Source organism: Maribellus sediminis (assembly GCF_011799805.1).
Classification (GTDB): domain Bacteria; phylum Bacteroidota; class Bacteroidia; order Bacteroidales; family Prolixibacteraceae; genus Draconibacterium; species Draconibacterium sediminis_A.
The window spans coordinates 560,928-583,832 of record NZ_WXUB01000003.1; the positions used below are offsets into that span (position 1 = coordinate 560,928).

Sequence of the window (22,905 nt, forward strand, 5' to 3'; positions counted from 1 at the left end):
ACACGGAACTGCGAAACGAGAATCCGCAGTTGGCGTACCACCAAACCCCGCCCTGCAATTTGTACTATGTTAACGCCTGGTTTTTATTTTTCAAGGTTAAATTCCTCTTTGTTTTGATATACAATTCTCATTTTTGTCTCAAATGTTTGCCCAGCTATTAGTTTCACTGAAATTTCCTCATTTTGTTTAACCCTTTTCTTCATTGTTTCAGTAATCAACCTGTCCGAGAATTTTATTTGAAAAGATTCTCCAAGATTATTAATCAACTTACTTAAGTCGTCTTTTTCATTTGTTTGCTGTTTAGCGTTGAAAATTGAATTAAAATCCATTTCTATTATTTTCTCATTTCCTACTACTAAATTGATATTTGAACAATACAAATCAAGTGGATAACTTAAATTTTGACAGATGACTGAAATATATGTCGTTCCTTTTCTTAGTGGAAAATCCATGTGGTTTTTAGATTTAATCAGTAATTGTGGTCATAGCTATTTTGAAGCTATCTTTAATTTTTCTTTTATCATTTTTCTCCATGAAACTTCCAAATCCAAATTCGGAATTTACATCAATATCAACTTGAATCGAATCATTTGAAACAAGTCCACTAATACAACCTGTTTTAATGTTTCTAATTTCCTTTTTAATCTCTTTGGAATAGCAAATCCAATAATATTTACAATCGATATTTTTTAAATCACTATCACAGAAGTCGAATTTTTTCAATGTTGTGTCTACTTGAAAAACAAGAGTTTCTTTATACTTTAAATCCCAATCTTCTCCGTCACTAACTGTTAGTCCAGTCCTTTCGTAGGAAAACACATATTTGTCACCTTGTACAATTTTGTGGGTATTTATATTGGCGGTCAAAGTGTCAAAAACAACACGCCCTTGTGAAACTTCAAAACTTTCGTTCGGTTTTGAATAGTCAGCAATTTTATTGGTTTTGTATGTGCTTGAATTATTGCAACTCAGAACCAAAAATGAGTAAATTATCAAAAAGGAAATCTGAGTGAAATATTTTGTGTAATGTTTTATCATCTTATTTTATGTTTCATAAATACTGTCATTCAAACTTGGCGTTAACGTACGTGGAACCCAAAACTTTGGGTTATTTCGCTATTGTCAATTTGGGTTATACGCCCAATTGGGGTGGGTAACCCAACTTATTGTATATATTTTATTTTGAAGTGTGTATTCAATGGTTTTGGTTTTTATTGCTGTTTTAAAGATAGTATTCCTGTTAAACAAAACAATATTGCTTGAATGAAAAGAAATCGGCAAAATCGTATTGAGGACTAAAGCCCGCTTAAGTATGCTATGCTTAAGCCCGGCCTTAAGCCTTGGCTTAGCGAATACCACATAGTGCAGGGGCTTTAGCCCGGTTTCCTCGCCAGCAGCGGATTTCAGAAAAAACACCACAACAAAAAACACCCTAACTCACTGATAAAGAGAGGCCGCCACCGGCCAAAGGCAACACTTTGTAACACTTGCAAAGTATTGCCGCGCACTGGCGGCACAGGTCTGTAAGGCTTACAAAGCCTTGCCACGCACCCGCGGGGTGGTTTCGTACGTGAACATAAGGTTGCCGTGCATCGGCGGCAATGGTCTGTAACTGGTACATTGCTCTGCCGCGCATCGGTGGCAGGGTTTCGCAATTGAACATTTAGCCGCCACTGATAAAAGGCAGCACATCGAGTGTATGCAAAAGCATCAGGGCGCGCAACTCGAACTTATGTTCAGCAACATTTTTTTTAACCTTGACATGGATTAGTGGTTTCTTTAATTTTAAACTAATGTAAAACCACAAGCATATTTCTACACCCAACGCAGAAATTGCTTCTAGTAAAATTAACTTTTAAATCATTTGAATTATGGAGATTATCCGACCCATTACACTCGCGCGTATGCGTAACAACGAACATTACCAGTTTATGGTTGATGTTGACAACGGCATTAAAAAAGCTACTTCGGCAGCTTTGCAACTCGACACGGTTTACCCGGCTTTTACCTCTGCGCTAGCTAAAGAGAATGCAACGCTTCTGATTGACCAGGGAAGCGTAAAAACCGAACAGATTACGGCTCTGGATGTAACACGCGACCGAACCTGGAGCGCACTGAACGAACGTATAAAAGCATCGTTGATGAGCCCGATAGAGGCAGAAGCTGAAGCAGCAAAGGCGGTGAAGCGTATTTTCGATTTATACGGAAGTGTGCGGAACATGTCGTACAACGAAGAAAGTGCCGCCATTACCAACCTGATTGAGGACCTGGAGAAAACAAAAAATGCAGCCGACTGTGCTACACTGGGCATAACCGCCTGGGTGGCTGCATTGAAACAACAGAATATCGATTTTCAGGCGCTGCTTGAATCGCGCAACGTTGAACTGGCCGCCAAAGACAGCGGCGACGTTAAAGCCACTCGCGACGAAATCGACCCCATTTACCAAAACATTGTGAAACGAATAAATGCACAGGTTACCCTCGAAATGGCTACAGCGGTTACCGAAACATTTATCCGCGAACTGAACCAACGCATAAAATATTACGACGATACATTGAGCGCCCGCACCGGGCGTTCGAGCTCTGGGGACGAGGACAGTCCGGTTGATCCTGTTGTAGAATAAAACAGGTGATACTTATTCCGAAAAAGGGCATCCAGCGTGGGTGCCCTTTTTGCTTAATACTGTTCCATGTGATTCTATCCCCCCACTTCCGTTTCAATACCGTAATTACGGAATATATGCATGGCCCATTCGATCTCCTCATCTGTTGGTTCGGCCATTTCAAACTCTTCATATTCCGCACCCAGTTTGTTGTATTTATGAGCAGCAATATTGTGGTAAGGAAGAATACTCACCAGAGGTGTTTTCCCTGGTGATGCGATTTCCAAATCGCGTCGTTTATAAGGCAAACTAGCGATAAATTCTGCCATTTTTGTAACTTCTTCTTCCGAGGTATTTACGTTGCCGATAAAGGGAATGCGGATATTGATCTCTGCACCGGTTTCTGCCAGTTTCTGCAGGTTTTCAAGAATCAGGCTGTTGTCTTTTCCGGTCCATTTTTTATGCTGAGCGGGATCCATCAGTTTCAGGTCGTACAGAAACAGGTCGGTGTGTTGGGCTACTTCGAGCAAAGTTTTGGATGAAGCATGGCCGCAGGTATCCACTGCACGGTGCAGGCCTTTTTCGCCGCAGGCTTTCAGCATCTCGAGTAAAAAGCCGGGAAACATCAAGGGTTCGCCTCCCGAAAAGGTAACGCCACCACCCGAAAGATCGATATGAATCCGTTCGCGCCCGATGATCTGCATTATTTCTGGCACATCGTATAACTTACCCGACATTTCAATGGCTTTCGTGGGGCAGGCATCGGCACACAAACCACATAGGGTACATTTATCGGTATCGGTTACTATCCCGTCGCGCGTTAAGGCCAGCGCATCTTCGGGACAAACCTCGATACAATCCTTTGCACCAATACATTTCGAGGCAGTATACAGTTTTTGCACCTGTGGCAGCTGGCTTTCGGGATTGTGGCACCAGGCACAACGCAGCGGACATCCTTTAAAATAAATGGCAATGCGAATTCCCGGGCCATCGCTGATGGCGTAACGTTTTATATCGAAAATAAGTGGAGTCATATTTTTGAGTATTGAGATTTTGAGTACTGAGTAATGAGAAATTGAAAAAGGATTCTCACTACTCAATACTTTGTACTCAAATCTATTTTAAAGTACTTCATTCTCAGTTCTGTCGATCACTTCCTGCTGCAGGTCGGCGTTCATGTCGTTGAAATAATCGCTGTAACCGGCCATGCGCACCAGCAGGTCGCGGTAATCTTCCGGACAGGCTTGAGCTGCTTTCAAGGTAGCGGTATCTACAACATTGAACTGGATATGGTGGCCGCCCAGCGTAAAATAACTGCGGATAAGATGGCCGAGTTTCTCCATGTCTTTTTCGCGTTTCAGCAGGCTGGGAACAAAACGCAGGTTAAGCAAGGTTCCGCCCGATTTGGTTTGATCGAGTTTACCCAGCGAACGGATCACATTGGTTGGCCCGTGTGTATCGCAACCATGCGAAGGTGACGTTCCGTCGGAAATTGATTTCCCTGAAAAACGACCGTTGGGTGTGGCTCCCAGTACCAGCCCGAAATACACATGGCAGGTGGTTGAAAGCATATTCAGGTGGAAGACTTCGCCTTTTGTATTGGGTTTGCCTTCGATGGCAGCCAGTAAATCGTTGTAAACACCCACGGCAATCGAATCGGCATATTCATCGTCGTTTCCAAAGAAAGGGGTACGGTTCAGGATGCGCTGACGCAAGGCCTCTTCGCCTTCGTAGTTTTTGGCAATCGCTCCCAGCAAGGTTTCCATGCTAAAAGTTTTGTCTTCGAAAACATGTTTCTTCAACACCGAAAGACTGTCGGTAACAGTTCCCAAACCGGTACACTGAATGTAATTGGTGTTGTAACGTGGACCGCCGTTGTAGTAGTCTTTTCCCTTCGAAATACAATCTTCGATAACTACAGACAGGAAGGGGGCAGGAGCATATTTGGCAAACATCTGGTCGATGTAGTTGCTGACACGTATTTTCTGATCGACCACAAAGTTCAACTGCTTCAAAAAAGCTTCGTACAGTTCTTCGTAGCTATTGAAAGTACGCGGATCGCCGGTTTCGATTCCGGCAACTTTTCCGGTCAGCGGATCGATTCCGTTATTCAGTGTGATCTCGAGAATTTTAGGAACATTGAGGTAGCCGGTCAGCAGGTATGCTTCTTTACCAAAAGCACCCACTTCGATACAACCACTGCAGCCTCCTTCGCGGGCATCCTGCAGCGATTTTCCCTGGTTAACCATTTCCTGTATGTAGGTGTCGGGATTGAAAACAGAAGGATAACCGTGTCCCTGGCGGATGAGATGTACCGCGGCATTCACAAATTTATCGGGTGTAACCTTGGCAATGTGCACCGAGTTACCGGGTTGCAGAATGTGCAGCTCTTCAATCACCTCGAGCATGATGTACGACATTTCGCTAACACCATCGCTTCCATCGGGTTTCACCCCACCAATGTTGATGTTGGTAAAGTCGTTGTAGGTTCCGCTTTCGCGGGCAGTAATTCCCACTTTTGGTGGCGCCGGGTGGTTGTTTACTTTTATCCAGAAACAGGAAATCAATTCTTTTGCGGTTTCCCGAGTCAGGGTTCCTTCTGCCAATTCTTTTTCGAAAAACGGAGTAAGGTGCTGATCGAAATGCCCAGGATTCATCGCGTCCCAGCCGTTTAATTCGGTAACCGTTCCAAGATGCACAAACCAGTACATTTGAATGGCTTCCCACACATTTCGTGGTGCATTGGCCGGTACCCAGCGACACACTTCTGCAATGCGTTTCAGCTCATCAACGCGCTGTGGATCGGTTTCTGTTTTTGCCATCTCATCGGCCAGATCTGCATGACGTTCAGCAAAAACGATTACGGCATCGCATGAAATATCCATCGCTTTTAGTTCTTCCAGCTTTCCCGTGGCTTCCGGATCGTTCAGAAAATCGAGGCGATCGATGTGCGCCCTAATTTCCTTTTTATAGTCGAGCATTCCTTTTCGGTAAATTGTCCCGTCGAGAGCTGTGTGACCGGGAGCACGCTGCTCCATAAATTCGGTAAAAACACCGGCTTCGTAGGCTCTTTTCCACTCGTTCGGCACGTGGCTGAAAATGCGTTCGCGCATGGTCCGGCCTTCCCAGTAGGGAATAACTTCGCGCTCGTAGGTATCAATATCTTCCTGCGAAATGGTGTATCGCTGCTGATCGCGCGTATTCAACACATGAAAATCCTCCACGCTGTGGCAGGTCAGTTCAGGGAAGGTGGGAACCGACTTCGGCGCCGGTCCGCGTTCACCAACAATCAGTTCATCATCGCCAATATAAATGGCTTTCTGTTTGCATATTTCGAGGAAATTCAGCGCCCGCATTACCGGCTCTGAATACTTCCCGTAATTCTCTTTATAGAATTTGGTAGAGATGAGTGCCCGTTCGATCGACAGCGATTCCTGTGTTTCGACACTTAGTTTACGTAAGCGCTGAATACGCTCGTTCATTCCGGGACCAATAGCATTGGGGTGAGGTGTATAAAAATTCCCTTCAGCACCGGCAGGGCGTTCGGGTTTACTTTTCGTTTTAATTTCAGTAAGCGACATAGCACCAAAATTTAAGTGATTTTAATATGTAATACGGATAAATAAATGAGGGGATAACAAAGAATCAGTTTAGGCATACAAGAGCCAGCACTCAAAAAGACACCGATAGGTGATCTGAAGATTTGTTTTATGCTTTTGACGACTCATTTTTCAGCTACTAAACTGTTGTAAAATTAACGAAGAAACGAAAATAATCAAAACTTTATAAAAAACTGACAACCAAATTAATATACTGATAATTCATACTAAAAAGTCGTTAATTGCGAATTCTTAATGATCAGTCATATTTTCATTTTCTTCAGCACTTACAAATAGGCTTTCATCCACTTCCTCCATTTCATGAAAAAAGATCCATACGGAGACTTCTTCCTTCACTTTATTGATTCTCTCAATCTCCACTTTTACCACATTTATTCCGGTTTCTCTGATAATCTCGTCGCGCAACAGATCTTTGTTATTAAGCACAGCGTAGTTTGACGGTGCGAAAACAAGCATTTTCTTCACCACATAATTTTTGGGTTTGTATACTTCCATGATCAGTGTAGAGCCGATAATGATGAAATTGGCTACAAACAAACCAAACCAGGTTTCAACATTAAATTCAACAAGTGCATTAATAATTGCCGACCCGATGATGATAAACAGGTAAGTCAATTCTTTTAAATCAATCTGTGGTGAACGGAAGCGGATAATGGCAAATACCGCAAACAGCCCAAGTGCGAATCCCATTTCAATTTTAACCTGGTCGAGAATGGACGCAATCAGAAAGATCATCATTCCCATTAATGAAAAAACAAACAGGTATTTCACCCGGTGATTGTTGGGATAATAAATAAAACGAATAATAACGAATAAAGAAATTGTGTTGGCAAGTAATCGGAGCCAGAATTCGGAAAACGTAGCATTTTGTAAGATAACTAAACTATCCATTTTGAATATTTATGTGTTAAAAATCGATTCCTCTGCATTCATTTTTTACGGTTCCAAGCAATACCTTTGGATTTTTAGCTTCATCGAAAAATCCCTTTGTAAAACGCTGCAACTGCTTACGTTCTTTATCGCTCAGCAATTGAAAACCGTTGATAAGCGAATAAATTTCTTCTTTGTTTTGCACAAACTCATCGATCACCTGCAAGAGATTTTCGTTACTATTTCGGCAATAGCCCAAATATTCGCGTTCGGTAACGTTTTTTATCGTGGTCCATTCCTGGGGAAAGGCATAACTCGCATTCACAAAACCTGAGTAATCAAAATCGTACGGTACAGGTATAACCTTATTGGTCACCTCCTCCATACTTTTTATGTATTTCATATTATGGCCGCCTTTTACCCGCCAGTCCGTGTTACCAATAAAATATTCAAAAATGGCTACGCGGTCCATATCCAGTTCTTTCACATCGCCACCTCTTACCAACTTCGGATCCACCTCCACCGAGTTCGTTCGTTTAACCAGCAATTCCAGCGGTTCGATCAAAAATCCTTCTTTCCGGTAATTCCTGCCTTTTTTACCCGTATCGACGTAATTAATGTTAACCAGTTTCACCCGAAAACTATTTTCCGAAAGTTCGTTATAAACCCGGTAAGCCAGGTACTCTTTCAAAATATAATACTCATAAACCTTTGAAGAGGAACAATGCGTGACCAACTTCATTTTTTTAATGCCTTCCAGATCGGTGTTTTGAATGGGATCGGTTTTAAAATTCAGGTAAATGGGCGGAAAGAAACAGTGTCCCTTTCTGAAATTGCCTCGCGCCTTTAACCTGATATTCTTTACAATTGAATCGGTTTCATTCAGATGTAAAATAAGTACAGCATCGAGGTATTCTCCCTTGTATTTATTTTTAATGAATGAAGTAATATCGTACTGAAGAGTCAAATCAAAAGGTTCGTTATCATCGAATATACTGGTTTGCTCAATGGTTTCGTTTATCGGTTCGATTAAATAACCGGGATCGGAAATTTGTGCGATAGCCGGGACAAAAAAGTATAAACACAATGTAATAAACAGGACTTTCTTCATGAGTTTAAAATGTTAGTTGTTTAATTCCGCGTATGTAATCATCTCATACCTATAAATTTAATATTTTTTCACTAGTTATGTATTACCAGCTCGTGATGTATTTCTTTTTTAATACGATGACAGCGTAAATCCGATGAAAACGCTTAAGAACCCGGGGCAATGGTTGTTATGGAAATTAATTTTGTAATATTGTGTTTAATAACTCACAAAAAGTAAAACATAATAGGATGAGACGAGTCCCGAGTGTTCGGGACGAGTTCCATCTGTTACCGAAAAAATAAACAATTATAAACAGATGAAATTTCTAAAAACCACACTTCTTTTTCTTACGATAATTGTTGCTGCAGGGTGCAGTTCAACAAAACTCACAAAAACCTGGTCGGACAAAGAAATGACCCCGCAAAAGTTTGACAGACTTGGCGTTGCGGTGCTTTTTAAAGATCAATCGAACCGCTACATCACTGAACGGGCGGTTACTGACCAGCTTAAAAAGCGCGATATTAATGCACTGCCAACCTACGATGTGTTTCCATTTGCAGGTAGATTCAAAGAGTTTGCAAAGGATAAATCCCCGGAGGCGGTTAGAAAGATTATTGTGGATAAAGTGAACGAGCAAAATTTCGATGGTTTTATGATCATCACCATGTTTGATAAAACACAACAGGAACGTTGGGTAAACGACCGGTCTCTTATGATGGGCGGCCCGGCATACTACGGCACTCCGTATTCGATGGCCGGCACTTACTACGATTATTATTATTACTCGATGGGAACCATTTACAACGATGGACATTATGTTGATGAGGTTACTTACTATTTAGAGTGCAACCTTTACGATGCAAAGTCAGAAAAGCTTATTTGGCGTGCTCAATCAAAATCCGTGAATGTCAAATCCATCGATGAAGAGGCAAAAAAACTGGCCGACCTGATTGCCCGCCAGCTTATCACTAAAAAAATTATTGAGCCTTAGTAAAATCCCAACATCCAGGTCAATAAATTTATCGCCTGGTTCTGCCTGTCGGACGGCTTCTGTTCATTGGCGGTCGAGCTGAATTACGTTGATAATTGTTGTACCTGGTAGTCCCTTTGTTTCGATTATTGTACTGATTTTCCAATCCTTGCGGGCGAGTTGACGGACGTTGTGCCGGTTGAGTTGATGGCCTTTGCGTTGGTCGCGCTGAAGGTTGCTGCGTAGAAGGACGTTGGGTAGGCCTTGTAGTTGGCTGCTGCGTAGATGGTCGCTGAGCTGGTCGGGTTGACGGTTGTGCCGATTTATTTGGCAGATCGGGCCGTGTACTTGGCCTTTTATTTTCCTGTGTCCAGTTACCATTATTGTCTCTTCGGTGAATGTTTCCATCGCGGTCGGTATACACGTTGTTTGGCCTGTTCGATGGCCGTGCAGAAACCTTTCTGTTGCCCGTTGAAGGTACATCGCGACGTACCGAGCTGGTAGAACGAACTCCGGTTGAACGGCGGTTGTATACATTTCGCGAATCGTGTCTTCCGTGTGCATAACCGGCACCATAGCCCGACATATAACCATTTCGGTAGCCGTGGTGATAGCCATGATGGTAACCGTGACGATAGCCATGTCGGTAGCCCGCAGGCCCCCAGTAACCATAACCGGGTCCGTAAAACGAAGCAGTAAACCAACCATAGCTCACTCCTACCGAAAATCCCCAACCGGTGTATGGGTTGTAGTGAACGCCAAATCCAAAAGTACAGGGACGCGGATAATAGTAATAACCGTACCATGGCCGGTAGTAATAACCGGTACCGTAATAAGGCACTCCATGGTACCAGTACGAGTGGCAATATCCGGGCGTATAACCTACATAAACTACATCGGGTGTAGAATCGTAGATGTAAACGTATTTCACGTTGTAAACGGGTTCGCTTGGCGGAATGTCGTTCACTTCTTCAGGCCGGCTGTCGCTAACCGCCCAGGGGCCTTTCGCACTTTTCGATTCGAACCAGATTCCGTCGTCAACACAATAATATGTTCCTTTTATACGAAGAACCGTACTCGCCGTGTTTATCGCATATTCAACCCCGGTTCCGCTAATCGACTTAAATTGCGGATCGCCATCGTATTCCACTTTGGCCGTTGCTGTTTTACGATCGACTACCGCCGTTTGCGGCATCTGCTGTTCGTATTTGGCTTCTTTGGCTTCCTCGGTGCCCGGTACACTCACTAACACCGACGATATACTGGCATCTTCAGGAATTTTACCGAAATCTTCAGGAATAGCTTCAGGAGCAACAAAAACCCAATCGCCATCGGCAAGTGTTTTCGAACTGAACCAGCGACCGTTTAACAACACAAAATGTTTTTGCGAGTTAATGTCCATGATGATGTCGTTCTCCGAATTCTTGACATACAGGAGCGATGTCCCTTTAATTGCGTCGTACTGCAATTCGCCATCCGAAGTAATGATCTCCGACGGAACCATGGAAACAATAATATCCGGAATGGTTTCGTCCTTTTCACCAACTTCCGGCTCGTCACTTTCCTCAATCATTTGCCTGGCCAGCTTCTCCACATCTTTTGGAACCGAAATAGCGGTTTTCCAGTTGTCTTCGACCAATTGTTTGTTGGTATACCAGTAATTACCGCCCTTTATGTAGTAGGTCCCACTGTTTTTAATAATCAGATAAGGCGTATTTTGCACATATTGCATGTTCGAATTTTCAACCTTTTTTAAGACCGGTTCACCATCAATAAATACCAGTACGGTTGGCGACGAGCGGTAATAAATTTTTGGAGGATCGTTATTCAGGTCATCACTAAGTACTTGTGCACTTTCCGCATCCTCAAGATCGGCAATAATGTGATCGAGCGACAGCACGTATTCAACGGAAGTGAGATCGTTGATAATTAGCTTTTTCAGATCTTCCAGTTTCGATTCATCTTCCACATCGGGGAATTTAACCATTGGAATTTGCAGATCGATGAGTGTGGCAGTGCGCTTATCCAGGTCAGTCAGTAACTTGGCATCGAACCACAGTGCTCCGAAAATCAGTTCTTCTTTTTGCCCTTTTACCGACAGTGCCATCCTTCCCGACAGCATGTTCTGATCGAGACTTTCGAGCTGTGGCTGGTATAAAGTGATCACATATTTGCCCGATTTTATTTCGCGTGGCCAAACCAGTTTATTATCGGTTTTGGCATGAAGAAACGTTGTACAAAAAAGTAATAAAATGGAAAGAATTGAAAGTTTCATAACGTAGTTGTTTGAGTGAAGTTGTTACTGAAATAGTGAAGGTTGGAAATCATAATCTCCCAATATTGAGTTCTCTTTTTAAAGATACATAATTTGTGCCAGCTTAAAACTGCATCAATTACCACATATTCTTATAAAAACCAGGCCGGTACTTCTACCGGCCTTTTGAATGTGATCTCTTAATGCCTATTTTTTACTATACACAGCACATTAAGTTTAACTGATATAAGTTATGAATTTTAGAGGAAATAAAAAATGACTTAAAAGGTATATCCAACTGTGAGACCGTAACGAAAAGAAAGTGTAGTAAAACTGGTTTTGGCATCTCTCACACGAAACTTAAAATCACTGTTTACTAAATCGTACAAACTGAAATTTTTGAGAGCCTCATTCAAGTCGTCGTAAAATTCATCTGGTACGGGTTTGTTGTTTTTAAGTTTGTAGCTCTGATTACTTGTTCCGGGTCCAAGTATCATAAAATCGATATTAAACCTTTTACTGACTGCCAGTTTGTATCCAAGCATTAATCCAGTTGAAACAATATTTATCCGTGCATCAAAATCAAGGTCGTATTCCTTACCTTCTCTGGTAATATAGGTTCCGGTGAGATCAGAACGAAAATTAAAGTATTTCATATAGGCACCAAAATAAAAGCCGTCCAGTTCAAACTGCTGGGTTTTATTCAGGTAGTATCGTACATCAGGAATAAGCTTAAGCCCTGAATAGGTGATGTCGCCTGTTTTTAGTCGTTCTTTATCGATACCGGATATTTTAACCAGTCCCTGGTCGCTCTTGAAAGCTGAACCCAATCCTACCGAAAAATGGGAACTCAACTTGCGCTCATAACGAAACTGATAACTCGCGTCAACCAGATCGGTAATGACCAATCCAATTTCGTTATAGCGCTTAATTGAATCCGGCTTCTCTTTTTTAAGGTTATTTCCCAGTCCAAATACAGGAATTAAAAGAAAAATGATAAAATAAAGAATGCTACTTTTTCTCATAAGTTATTGAAATTTAATACAAACAAAAATACCAAATGAATGAGGTTAAACTGTTTTGCCGAAAGCATTAATCATTCACTTTTTCCAAAATTAAAGGTTGCGCCAAAATAAATACTCAAAGAATTGGACAATGATGTGACATTATTTTTTGGATTTCCCTGCAAAGCTCTGCCAGTCTCGGGATCAAACTCAACATAATCAGTTAGATTGATAAATTGTTGCTGATTTTTTTCTATCCCGAACGAATATTGTAAACCCGCCATCAGATCCTGACCAAGCACGTGTGCTGTTAGTCCACCGGTGAAGTGGTACCGGTCGATTGTAAATCCCTTAACGGTTTTCGATTCAATGTATGGCGAATAGTTCAGATTTTTCCGGTAATTGAAATCGGTGCGGAAACCGGTCATTACCGTTAGATTTTCTTTTGCAATCCACCGATAACCGATGGCTCCGTTAATAACAGGTTTTGCTCCCCAAACATAGGTCAGCCATTCTTTGTAAGCTTCTTTCAGCAGCGGATTATCATTTGCTATTTCGTATTTCTCATTCCCTTCTACCATTTTATAGGGATCCAATCCGAAAAAATACTCCAGAGTTAAAAACAGCGATTTGTCGTTGTTGTTTTGCCAGCTAAGTCCTGCAGCTATCGAAAGCGGATTTTTATAGTTTACATGCATGTCTTTTACCTCAGCAAAATCAGAAATAAGGTAATCGGTTACCGGTTCTCCGGTTTCAGGATTAGTGATGTTGCTCTGGCTCCTTTTACGCATCACACGCTTTCCATCGGCATAAGCATTAAATGATGGTGTGGTGATATTCAGACCATAGCTCATTTTGTCCGTTTTGTAGAGCAGTCCGAATTTCCACAAAAGCCTGTAATTGTTGAATTTCAGATATTCAATATTGGTAAATTTGGCTGTTTTAAAATTCGGGTCCGAATTTAAATTCTTTACAGGCGTTCCGGCTTCAATGTCCACCATGTATGAGTACCTTAATGTGCGTGTTGTAACAAACATACTAGTACCGAGAATCAGATTGGGATTGATCTTGTATGAACCACCTGCACCAACCCAGTAGTCGCTAAAATCATTGTCGTACCGGTAATTGGCATTGTAACGTTCTTTTCCGGGAATATTTTCCAACACGTCTTTTAAGTCGTCCACATTGTTGATATCTTCAACTTTAAAATTTTCGTTACTTAAAAAGGCTACTTCCAAATTCCATTTCTTGTTTTGCTGAGGTTGAAGCATGTAAGAAATAAATCTGGGAACCACAATAATCCGCATCGTATTCAGGTCTTTGCCATCTCCCCATACATTTGAAGCATTAAAAAGCTCGAGCGAGAACAAACTGGCATTAATGGTTAATTTCGATTCGTCGATTTCGCCAATACCGGCAGGGTTATAATAAATTGCCGCCGGCCCGGCACCTCCGCCAACAACAGCACCCGAAAGCAGTGACGACTCTTCGTTAAAGTTGCGCGACCAGTAATTACTTGACTGTGCAATTACCGAAAACGAACAAAAAAGCAAAAGGCAGCATAATACCGGAAATATTATTTTTTTGGGAAGGGTGCTAATTGTTACAAAATTCATATTGCAGATCAAGAGGTGAATTCGGTTTAAAAGGTAGTAATTATCTGCTGATTATTGAAATTGTATAAATGAAGAAAGGGCAGTTCAACAACTGCCCTTTTACTAATGTTAACCCCCAAACACACATCGTGCTGAACGCACGATGGTACAAAGGAATAAAAATGTTCTGAACTATCAAAGAATTAGAAGAAATAATTTATTAAAACACATAGATATTTTGACACAAATTTCCAACAACAAAATCACAAAAAAACAACCTTTTTTAGTAGTACATGCAAAATTAAACAATCGTGATTAAAACAAACCACAACTGGTATCTTTTTGCTATTTTATTGTCCTTTTTTTACCTATATGACATCGATTAAATTGTCTGATTTTAACACAAAGCCCCGATAAAAATTTTGAATATTTTACCTTCAAATTTCAAAATACAACCTGACTATCAGACAGTACTTGTAATATGTCGGATTAAATTTTGAACCATTGCTTAATGATCTTTTGGAAGAATTCCTGATGATTTTTTGCGACTGCTATTACCCGTTAAATTTCCGTCATCCCGATTAGTGGGATACTACCCTTTACCAGCTTTCCTGGCGTCATCTGTCCCGTCTTTATCAGCGTCAACAATGGTATCGTGAGCCATGTATTCCGGATTATCACCGGCTTGCGAAAGTTAATCGATCATTCCAGTACCAGCTCCCAAACTTCCAAATAGTTACTTTCGAATTTTCTAAACCGGGAACAGATATATTTGTAATTCTTTTTTCCAGTGACATTTCAGAAGACTCTCCAACTGCTGAGCCTGTTCCTCAACCGTATAATCTATACTTCGGTGAAGATTTGTAGTTCTATAAGCGGCCAGTTTTGTTGCTTCAGGCGCTATTTAGTAACTGTGGAAGGTGTCAATTAGACCATACTCGTCTTAAAATCCCACATGCAGGCTCGGACGACAATTCGTTCGAGTCACCTTTCACGGTATTTGGGATTTAACTGATCAGGAACGGGTGCCTGAACGGCCTCTCTCCAGCTATTTAGCTTCTGTAATAATTCTTCAGCTTTTGCCTTGTTGGTTTCGGCCATGTTGTTCTTTTCCTGAATATCATTTTCCAGGTTATAAAGTTCCAGATCGTTGTTTTCGAAATACTGGATCAGTTTCCATTTGCCATCCCTGATCGCTGATCCGGGTCGCGTTCGGAAAAGCGGATCCTGTGTTTCGTCATTCCCTCCTTCCAGGTAAATCGGAAAATGCCAAAATAGTTCTCTTTGGAGATCTGTACCATGAAAAATTACAGGAAGCAAGCTTGTACCATCCAGTATTTTATCTGCCGGTTTTTCAATTCCGGCAACTTCAAGAATGGTGGGGTAAAAATCAAGATTGGAAACCGGTACTTCAGATGATCCTGCATCAATCTTTCCTTTCCAACTGGCAAACATCGGAACGCGTATTCCTCCCTCGTAATAAGATCCTTTTCCGGCTCTGAGCGGCCACTGTTTGGTTATTCTGAAAACACCTCCGTTATCCGAAGTAAACAGAATAAACGTGTTTTCAAGACTACCTTTCTCAGCGAGCTTTTGCAACAACCTTCCGATCTGGGTATCCAGATTTTCAACCAAGGTGGCATAAGCACTGTTTTGCTGCCCGTTCCAGGGAGCTTTTGCGTCGTATTTAGGCTTTAACTCCTTTACCGGATGAATTGGCGTATGCACAGCATAAGGCGCGTAATACAGAAAGAAAGGCCGATTGTGCAAGGTATCTACAAACTGAAGAACTTCGTCCATTATACGGTTGGTCAGGTATTCATCATCCGACTTTGCGGTAATCGAGGGTACATTTTTATAAGGCGGATAATAGCTTCCCGGATTTCCGGCATGGCTACCACCAATATTTTGCTGAAATCCGAAATCCAGTGGATTATCGGACAAATGCCATTTGCCGGCATGGCAGGTAGAGTAACCGGCTTCTGTTAGCACCTGCGGCAACAATAAATTATCTTCAGAAATGTACTCGTTGTTGGTTACAGGAATGAGCTTTCGATCGCTTGCTTTCCCCCGTTCTGAAGATTCTACTGTATAAATGCCGTGCCGGGGCGTCCATTGTCCGCTCATCATGCAAGCGCGACTGGGCGCACAATTCGATGCCCCGGCATAAGCATTTGTAAATACCATTCCTTCGGCAGCCATTTTATCAATATTCGGGGTTTCGTAATAGTTCGATCCCATAAATCCAACATCACGCCACCCCATATCATCAACATTGATAATCAGAATATTCGGACGTTGTTCTGTCTTTTTACCAGCTTCACTTTTACAGCCGAAAAACAAAACGAAACTTACCGAAATAATTAATGCTGCCTTCATATCGAAATTGAGTTTATTACTGTCTTTATGATCAACCAGGCCTACTCATCAAGCGGCTTATTGTTTTTAATGGCCTCTGTAGCAGCATCGGCCATTGCCATAATGGTTTTAACCACATCGGCATGCTCACCGGCAACATTTTCTTTTTCTCCCGGATCTTTATCCATATCGTATAAATTAGGAGTTTCCAGGTTACCCGTCCAGTGCTTTCCGGGAAGGATCAGCTTCCAGTTTTGGTAACGCACACTCATTAGTCTTCCGGTAGCCGTAAAACCATAAATGGCTTTGTGCGGCGATTTCACTCCTTCTTTACCTTCCATCAGCGGGAGAATATCTTTTCCATCGATCACGCGATCGGTAGGAATTTCGGCACCTGCAATCTCGGCAAAAGTGGTAAAGAGGTCCATGGCTGCAATCTGCTCGCTACACTCGGTTTGTGCAGGAATATGCCCCGGCCATTTCATAATGCACGAAACACGGATGCCACCTTCATATCGTTCCTGGTATTTTCCTTCGCGTAAAAGGTGTTCGCGGTTTTCATCGGTAAAACCAAATTTTCCATAGCAATTCTCCAGTTCCTCGTCGCGGTGAACCAGTGGTCCATTATCAGAAGTAAATACAATAATGGTATTGTCTTCAATTTTGAGACGTTTTAAGGTATTTAATATGATTCCTACCGATCGGTCGAGGTATTCCACTGCGTCGCCGTACGCTGCAGCTTTGCTTTGCCCTTCGAATCCTTTTGGAACAAACCAGGGCGTGTGCGTTTCTATATTGGCATATTGCAGGTAAAAAGGCTCATTTGCAGTTGCCGCACGGTAAATGAACTTACAGGCCTCGCGGGTAAATAGTGCAGGCAATTCCGCCAGATCGTTGTTATCGCAACGCTTAATTACTTGTGCCTGCTCTATCAGCGGAATCTGAGGATCGCTGATTCCGTTGGGGCGCCAGCCTGAATTACCGATGCGCTCAGGACCATGATCGTTCGGATAAGGAATGCCCAAAAACTCATCGAAACCATGAACACAAGGCAGGTATTGCGGCAGGTGTCCGAGGTGCCATTTTCCATACAAACCGGTGGTGTAACCTTGCTCTTTAAGGAGTTCAGCAATAGAAACTTCCAGCTCATCTTCGAGCCCGTGTTTTGAGTGTGGAAACAGCACATACAAACCGGTTCCGTTATTCACACGCGGTGCATACCTACCAGTTATTGTTGCTGCACGCGATGGTGTACATGTTCCATGTGGAGCATAAAAGTTGGTAAATTTCATGCCTTCCTCCGCCATTTTATCAAGATTTGGCGTGTTGATGTCTTTCGAACCAAAACAACTGAGATCGTCGTAACCCACATCGTCGGCAATAATGTGAATAATGTTGGGTTTCTTCACCTCCTGTGCTTCAATCTGAAAAACGGTTACGACCAAAAGGGCAGTAAAAATTGTTGTAATTACTTTCATCATAATTCTTTGCTTTGTAGCTAATATTTTAATTTTCTGAGTCTATTTTATCGCCAAGAGCTTCTATTTTAAAACGGTCCAACGCGGCAGTTTCATGTTCCTTCACCATGATCGCTTCCATTTCCTTAACGATTTCTGGGTATTCTGCAGCCACATCGTTCTGCTCCTGAATATCATTCTCGAGGTCGTACAGTTCAATATTAAGATTGCCTTTTTTAATGTCTTTTCTGATTCCTTTCCAATTTCCCATGCGAACAGCTTGCTGGCCGCCATATTCAGGGTATTCCCAGTAGAGGTAGGGATGTTCGGGTTGTTCGTTTCCAGTCAATTCAGGAAGAAAACTAATTCCATCAGTATCTTCTGGAGTCTGAACACCTGCAACTTCAGCCAGAGTTGGCATTACATCCCAAAAAGCAGAAATGTGACCGGAGCTTGATCCTGCCTTGATTTTTGCCGGCCACGAAGCGATCATGGGTACGCGAAAACCGGCTTCGTGTACAAAACCTTTTCCCCAGCCGTACTCACTTTTAAACGGGCCGCCACTATCGAACCAGGGCGAATCGGTTCCGCCATTGTAGGTCGGGCCGTTATCCGACGTAAAAATAATGAGCGTATTCTCGTAAATTCCCAGTTCCTTTAATTTTTGCACCAGCTTCCCCACATTTTCATCGAGGTAAGAAACCATTGCGGCATAGCTTGCATGCGGGTAACGCGCCGGGAAATAACCTTTATCACCAAGGTAAGGCTCCTCTGTTCCAAACTTTTCTACATAGTAATCGACCCAACGTTTTGGCGCCTGCAGAGGAGCATGCGGAATCGGACTGGCCCAATACGCAAAAAACGGATTATTGCGGTTGCTTTCTACAAAATCCATTAACTCCGAAAACATAACATCGGGCGAATACGACTGAAGCGTGTAATCGGAATAACTGATTTCGTCATACGGATCGGCATCTTTCGGGAGTTTTGTATTGGGAGCAACCGTGTCGTTACCCAGTAAAAGTTTATGCCCGTTTTGCCACAGGTGCACCGGGTAGTAGGTATGCGCCTGGCGCTGACAATTGTAACCGGTAAAAAAATCGAAGCCCATTTTAGTTGGTATGCTGTTGGTATGTGGCGCTCCGAGCCCCCACTTCCCAACCATTCCGGTGGTGTAGCCGGCTTTTTTCAACATGCTGGCAATGGTTTCGGTGCCTTCCGCCAATGGTCGTTGTCCTTCGAGAGTTGAGTCGGCTAATTGAGCGCGATAATTCCAGACATCGCCACGTGAGTTCCATTCGTCGTTTCCTCTAATCTGCGCGTGACCGGGATGTTTGCCCGTCATTAGCATGCAACGCGATGGTGCACAAACCGGAGCTCCCGAATAGTGCTGGCTGAAAACCATTCCTTCGGCCGCCAGCTTATCAATGTTGGGTGTTTCAATGTGTTCCTGACCGTAACATCCCAAATCGCCGTAGCCAAGGTCGTCGGCCAGTATGTAAATAATGTTGGGTTTTGCTGAGGCTGTATCATTCTGTTGGTTTTTAACAGAACAGGCATTTAATAAAAATGCAGGTACGATAAGCAACAACGACATTCTTCCTAAACAAAAGTTCTTCATAAGACTATTTTTTATGGTTTAAGTAGTGTATTGAAACCTTGTATTGTTTTTAAAAAAATACAGAAGTTGTGCAAAGTAATATACTTTTTTCACTTTCTGAAGTGATTTTATCAATAATGTGATTGTCCTATTTACTTTTAATCGAAATGCTCCATTATCCGAATGTATCGGATTACCGAGACTTATTCGAAGTAATGCTAGAGATTTGTAATAATTGAATGAGTTAGATAGAGGAGAAATAAAAAAAGGAAGCCGAAACTTCCTTCTGTTTATTTTAGTGAATTTATAAGTGCTGCAATCGCTACTATCATCTTCACCAATGCGTCGATTATTCGCCAAATCCAACGCAAAATTGCTTCATAGTTTGCACTCTTCACATATTACCTCCTTTCTGCAATGAGAAGCAACGTCAGAAAAATTTGCGGAATTGGATTTGTTAGTATAAATTTGAACTGTCTAAGAACAAAATCCGAACAAATCACGAACATTGCTTCGGTTAAAATTACAGACTCCGCAGGTGTCTGTTTTTTTATGTTTACTGTAAAATTACCACCAAAAACAGTTATCTCTATTTTTTTATCAGGTAAAATAATTGAAAGTTATCAACTTTGTTTAGATATATCATTGTATATCAATACTTATCGTATTTGATAGATCAAAAACGTTTATCTTAGTTTACCTGTTATAATCCTGATACTTTCACATCGATTATCGTAATTCATCTTTATTTTTTTGATAAAAACCTAAAAAATCAAATAACACTTGATTTTTGGAATCCTTGCTGATGCTTTGAGAAAAAGCAAAATAAAATTCATGACAATAGGGTATGACAAAAATGGCCACTGGTAATCAGCGAGCTCTTTAGTTTCAAACGACTTTGGATGTGTTCGATTTTCAGAAGTATGAAATCCTGTCAAACAAATCCAAAGGTTTGGCGGAGCTTTGCCGACCACCGATGACGACCACCACATTTTCTGATATCAGATTCTAATGCTTAACTGAACCTTAAACCTGAGTTGGTTTTCAGTAGTGTAAAACCGAGGATTAGGTGTCCAGCGCCTTTCCATGTTGGTGTTATAAACAAGATAAATGATGTTCCCGGGACGAACCTGCCAGAATAAACGCCCGTTGTAGCCCATCATGTTGCTGACGTTATCATATTGTACATAGTTACTAAGGCCTAAGTCTGGAGTAAGATACAGTTGAAGCCTCGTTGAATAAATTGCCTCGGAGAAATCACCTTGAGGTAGCTTCCCGTTCACAAAATTACCACCTACCTGCAAGTTAATGTAACCATTGAATTTTAGTGTTACTTCGGTTTCAAGATCATTATAGTGTCCGGAGTAAAATTCCCCGAAGCGGTAACTTACATCGAACTGCAACTTTCGGAATGAAGCTGTATTGACTTCAGCCCTGTAATTTACAAAACTATAATCACCCTGAGGAATAATTATCCCATCCGAAACTTCAAAATCCATAGGGAGTACTTCTCTGTTCGGGATCACGTTAAACTCGATATGTTCACCACTTTCAGTTCTGAAATTAACGGGAGCAGTAAAGATGGAACGGCTTTCCAGGTTTCCTTCCAGGTTCCAGTAATTGGTCACGCGAAACTCGAGGAACCACTGTCGAATCAAATCACCAATCCAGCCTTTCTCCAAGCGTGGCATATAACTGAATCCTGTATACAAATAGTGATAGGAGTTGCGCGGCATAAAACCCAGACCAGGCTGAATGGAATCTCCCATATAAATATAGTTTAGTGCAATATCCCAGAGATCATTCGGGTAATCAAATTTTATTCCTGCAGCATTTTTATTCCCCGACTTCTTTTCATTCCAGTTCTGGATACCCCACATGCTGATAATTAAGTTGTTTGCTCCCAAGAACCTCGATGTCTTATATGTAAAATCAACACCTAAAAGCGCATTCCTTTCTCCGGTGGGTTCACCATAGGTTCCTACTATACCAAACTTTGACTCTTTCAGTATATTTTGAGAAATCCTGCCGGCAAACAAATTTTGAGTATTCAGGTCATCAGTTGCACCAGTCTGCACATCCAGCAGCGCCAAATTCGTATTTTTGATTTTTCCATATAGTTTAGAACCGAAAGTTATAGGAACCGGAGAACCTTCATATAAACCTATCCTACGGCTAAAAAAAGGATGAAATGATCCCATGGCACCAGCCCCAAAATCGAAAATATCAGAACCTTCAAGAAAAAAAGTTCTTTTCTCGGGGAAGAACAGAGGAAATCTTGTCAAATTTAGTTTTCGTTCATCTACCTCGGTTTCTGCAAAATCAGTGTTGTATGTTACTGCTGCGACGAGGTTTGGTGTAATATTTTTGTAAATATCAAATCCACCATCAAGAACTTTATCTGCCGGTTCGCTTGTTGTTTTATCTACATCGAAACCTGTTATCCCGTAAGGTCTGATAGTTAACCCCAGACCTTGTTTAACACTATCGATACCGCTTAATAAACCTGCTTCCACCGGGTTTGAAAAGAAGCTGTTCAGGCTTATCCCCGAATAACGAATTACTTCCTGTTTTCGGGCAATATAACGCTCAACATTTAGTCCCCATTCATTTAAATTTTTATTAAAACTGATTGTCTTAAAAGGAATCTTGATCTCGGTTGTCCAGCCCTGACTGCTAATTTTGCTTTTTGCATCCCATATTCCGTCCCATCCCAACGAATAATGTTCACCAGCTGCAAAGCCTTCACTTCTTGCACCCCTTGGATTTACAATAAAAATGTAAGCACTTCTTTTATCCTGGAACGGATCGAGCAGGATACTGATTTTGTCGTCGGTTCGATCTTCTCCCTGATCGTGTTCCATGGTATTAGAAGCAATTTTACCCGGCTCATTATCGAAACAGCGTATCCCCAGGTATAAATTGTTGTCGTCATAAATTACTCTTATTTCAGTATTTTCAGTGGGTTCGTTTCCGGGGTATGGCTCAACCATTTTCAATCCTGAAAATGGAACTGCCTGATTCCATACATTGTCGCTTAAATTGCCATCAAGGACTGGAGATTGGCTTACCCGGGTTGCAGAAATTTCTGTATTCTGAGCCCACAGGATATTCAAACATCCATACGTCAGAAATAATACGACTGTGACCAGAATTTTATTCATGAGGTTAGGAATAGTTTTTTGGAAAGGTAATGAAAAATAAGGTCTAAAAGAATGGAATAGATTCGTCACGTACAACCCTGGACTGGTTTGGGTATTGGAAATAGTTTTTCTGGTTTTTGGATAGAATACGGATGTAAAATATACTATTTAAGAAATAATATTTAACACCTCAAAAACAATAAAACTCTGTAAATACTTGTTTTACAAAGCTTTAATTAATAGTAGTCCCGACGGGACTCATTTTTTATGTTTTCTATTAAACTCTATTGAATTCAATTGTATCTCAAACTTGCTGATTATAAAGGATTTTGTATATTTAT

Annotated in this window: 15 protein-coding genes; 2 read left to right on the plus strand and 13 right to left on the minus strand. The window is 41.7% G+C overall.

Translation table 11 applies throughout. The features are described from left to right. Nucleotides 1-83: 83 nt before the first annotated feature. Both HFD85_RS14225 and HFD85_RS14230 read right to left on the minus strand, forming a co-directional pair. A complete protein-coding gene (locus HFD85_RS14225) occupies nucleotides 84-452 on the minus strand; it encodes a hypothetical protein (RefSeq protein WP_167611085.1) in 369 nt (122 codons plus the stop codon). A 13-nt stretch (nucleotides 453-465) separates the two neighbouring features. Continuing rightward, the gene (locus HFD85_RS14230; RefSeq protein WP_167611088.1) at nucleotides 466-1,038 is read right to left on the minus strand and encodes a hypothetical protein; all 573 of its coding nucleotides are present in this window, start codon (nucleotides 1,036-1,038) and stop codon (nucleotides 466-468) included. 833 nt (nucleotides 1,039-1,871) lie between these two features. On the opposite strand from HFD85_RS14230, the gene HFD85_RS14235 reads away from it, so the two are divergent. Next, the gene (locus HFD85_RS14235) at nucleotides 1,872-2,624 is read left to right on the plus strand and encodes a DUF6261 family protein (RefSeq protein WP_167611091.1); all 753 of its coding nucleotides are present in this window, start codon (nucleotides 1,872-1,874) and stop codon (nucleotides 2,622-2,624) included. Nucleotides 2,625-2,698: 74 nt separating this feature from the next. On the opposite strand, the gene HFD85_RS14240 is transcribed toward HFD85_RS14235, so the two are convergent. From HFD85_RS14240 to HFD85_RS14255, 4 genes are all read right to left on the minus strand, one after another. Then, the gene (locus HFD85_RS14240; RefSeq protein ID WP_167611095.1) at nucleotides 2,699-3,637 is read right to left on the minus strand and encodes a glycyl-radical enzyme activating protein; all 939 of its coding nucleotides are present in this window, start codon (nucleotides 3,635-3,637) and stop codon (nucleotides 2,699-2,701) included. 87 nt (nucleotides 3,638-3,724) lie between these two features. Beyond that, nucleotides 3,725-6,184 carry a trans-4-hydroxy-L-proline dehydratase gene (gene hypD, locus HFD85_RS14245; protein ID WP_240925051.1) on the minus strand — a complete coding sequence of 820 codons (2,460 nt, stop codon included), beginning with the start codon at nucleotides 6,182-6,184 and terminating at the stop codon, nucleotides 3,725-3,727. A 270-nt stretch (nucleotides 6,185-6,454) separates the two neighbouring features. Then, the gene (locus tag HFD85_RS14250; RefSeq protein WP_167611098.1) at nucleotides 6,455-7,114 is read right to left on the minus strand and encodes a DUF4956 domain-containing protein; all 660 of its coding nucleotides are present in this window, start codon (nucleotides 7,112-7,114) and stop codon (nucleotides 6,455-6,457) included. 16 nt (nucleotides 7,115-7,130) lie between these two features. Beyond that, entirely contained in the window at nucleotides 7,131-8,204 is a 1,074-nt protein-coding gene (locus HFD85_RS14255; protein ID WP_167611101.1) for a hypothetical protein, read from the minus strand. 295 nt (nucleotides 8,205-8,499) lie between these two features. Here HFD85_RS14255 and HFD85_RS14260 point away from each other — a divergent pair, with 295 nt between their 5' ends. Then, nucleotides 8,500-9,174 (plus strand): hypothetical protein, encoded by a 675-nt coding sequence (locus tag HFD85_RS14260; protein ID WP_167611104.1) that lies wholly within the window; start codon nucleotides 8,500-8,502, stop codon nucleotides 9,172-9,174. A gap of 28 nt (nucleotides 9,175-9,202) precedes the next feature. On the opposite strand, the gene HFD85_RS14265 is transcribed toward HFD85_RS14260, so the two are convergent. From HFD85_RS14265 to HFD85_RS14295, 7 genes are all read right to left on the minus strand, one after another. Then, on the minus strand, nucleotides 9,203-11,428 hold the full coding sequence (locus tag HFD85_RS14265) for a hypothetical protein (RefSeq protein WP_167611107.1): 2,226 nt from the start codon (nucleotides 11,426-11,428) through the stop codon (nucleotides 9,203-9,205). Between the two features lie 260 nt (nucleotides 11,429-11,688). Then, the gene (locus HFD85_RS14270; protein ID WP_167611110.1) at nucleotides 11,689-12,432 is read right to left on the minus strand and encodes a DUF3575 domain-containing protein; all 744 of its coding nucleotides are present in this window, start codon (nucleotides 12,430-12,432) and stop codon (nucleotides 11,689-11,691) included. 71 nt (nucleotides 12,433-12,503) lie between these two features. After that, the gene (locus tag HFD85_RS14275; protein ID WP_167611113.1) at nucleotides 12,504-14,027 is read right to left on the minus strand and encodes a hypothetical protein; all 1,524 of its coding nucleotides are present in this window, start codon (nucleotides 14,025-14,027) and stop codon (nucleotides 12,504-12,506) included. Nucleotides 14,028-14,990: 963 nt separating this feature from the next. Further along, complete coding sequence (locus tag HFD85_RS14280) at nucleotides 14,991-16,385, minus strand: sulfatase (RefSeq protein ID WP_167611116.1); 1,395 nt, start codon at nucleotides 16,383-16,385, stop codon at nucleotides 14,991-14,993. A gap of 41 nt (nucleotides 16,386-16,426) precedes the next feature. After that, the gene (locus tag HFD85_RS14285) at nucleotides 16,427-17,845 is read right to left on the minus strand and encodes a sulfatase family protein (RefSeq protein ID WP_167611119.1); all 1,419 of its coding nucleotides are present in this window, start codon (nucleotides 17,843-17,845) and stop codon (nucleotides 16,427-16,429) included. Nucleotides 17,846-17,870: 25 nt separating this feature from the next. Then, a complete protein-coding gene (locus tag HFD85_RS14290) occupies nucleotides 17,871-19,442 on the minus strand; it encodes an arylsulfatase (protein WP_167611121.1) in 1,572 nt (523 codons plus the stop codon). A 980-nt stretch (nucleotides 19,443-20,422) separates the two neighbouring features. After that, entirely contained in the window at nucleotides 20,423-22,585 is a 2,163-nt protein-coding gene (locus HFD85_RS14295) for a carbohydrate binding family 9 domain-containing protein (RefSeq protein WP_167611124.1), read from the minus strand. Between the last annotated feature and the right edge of the window lie 320 nt (nucleotides 22,586-22,905).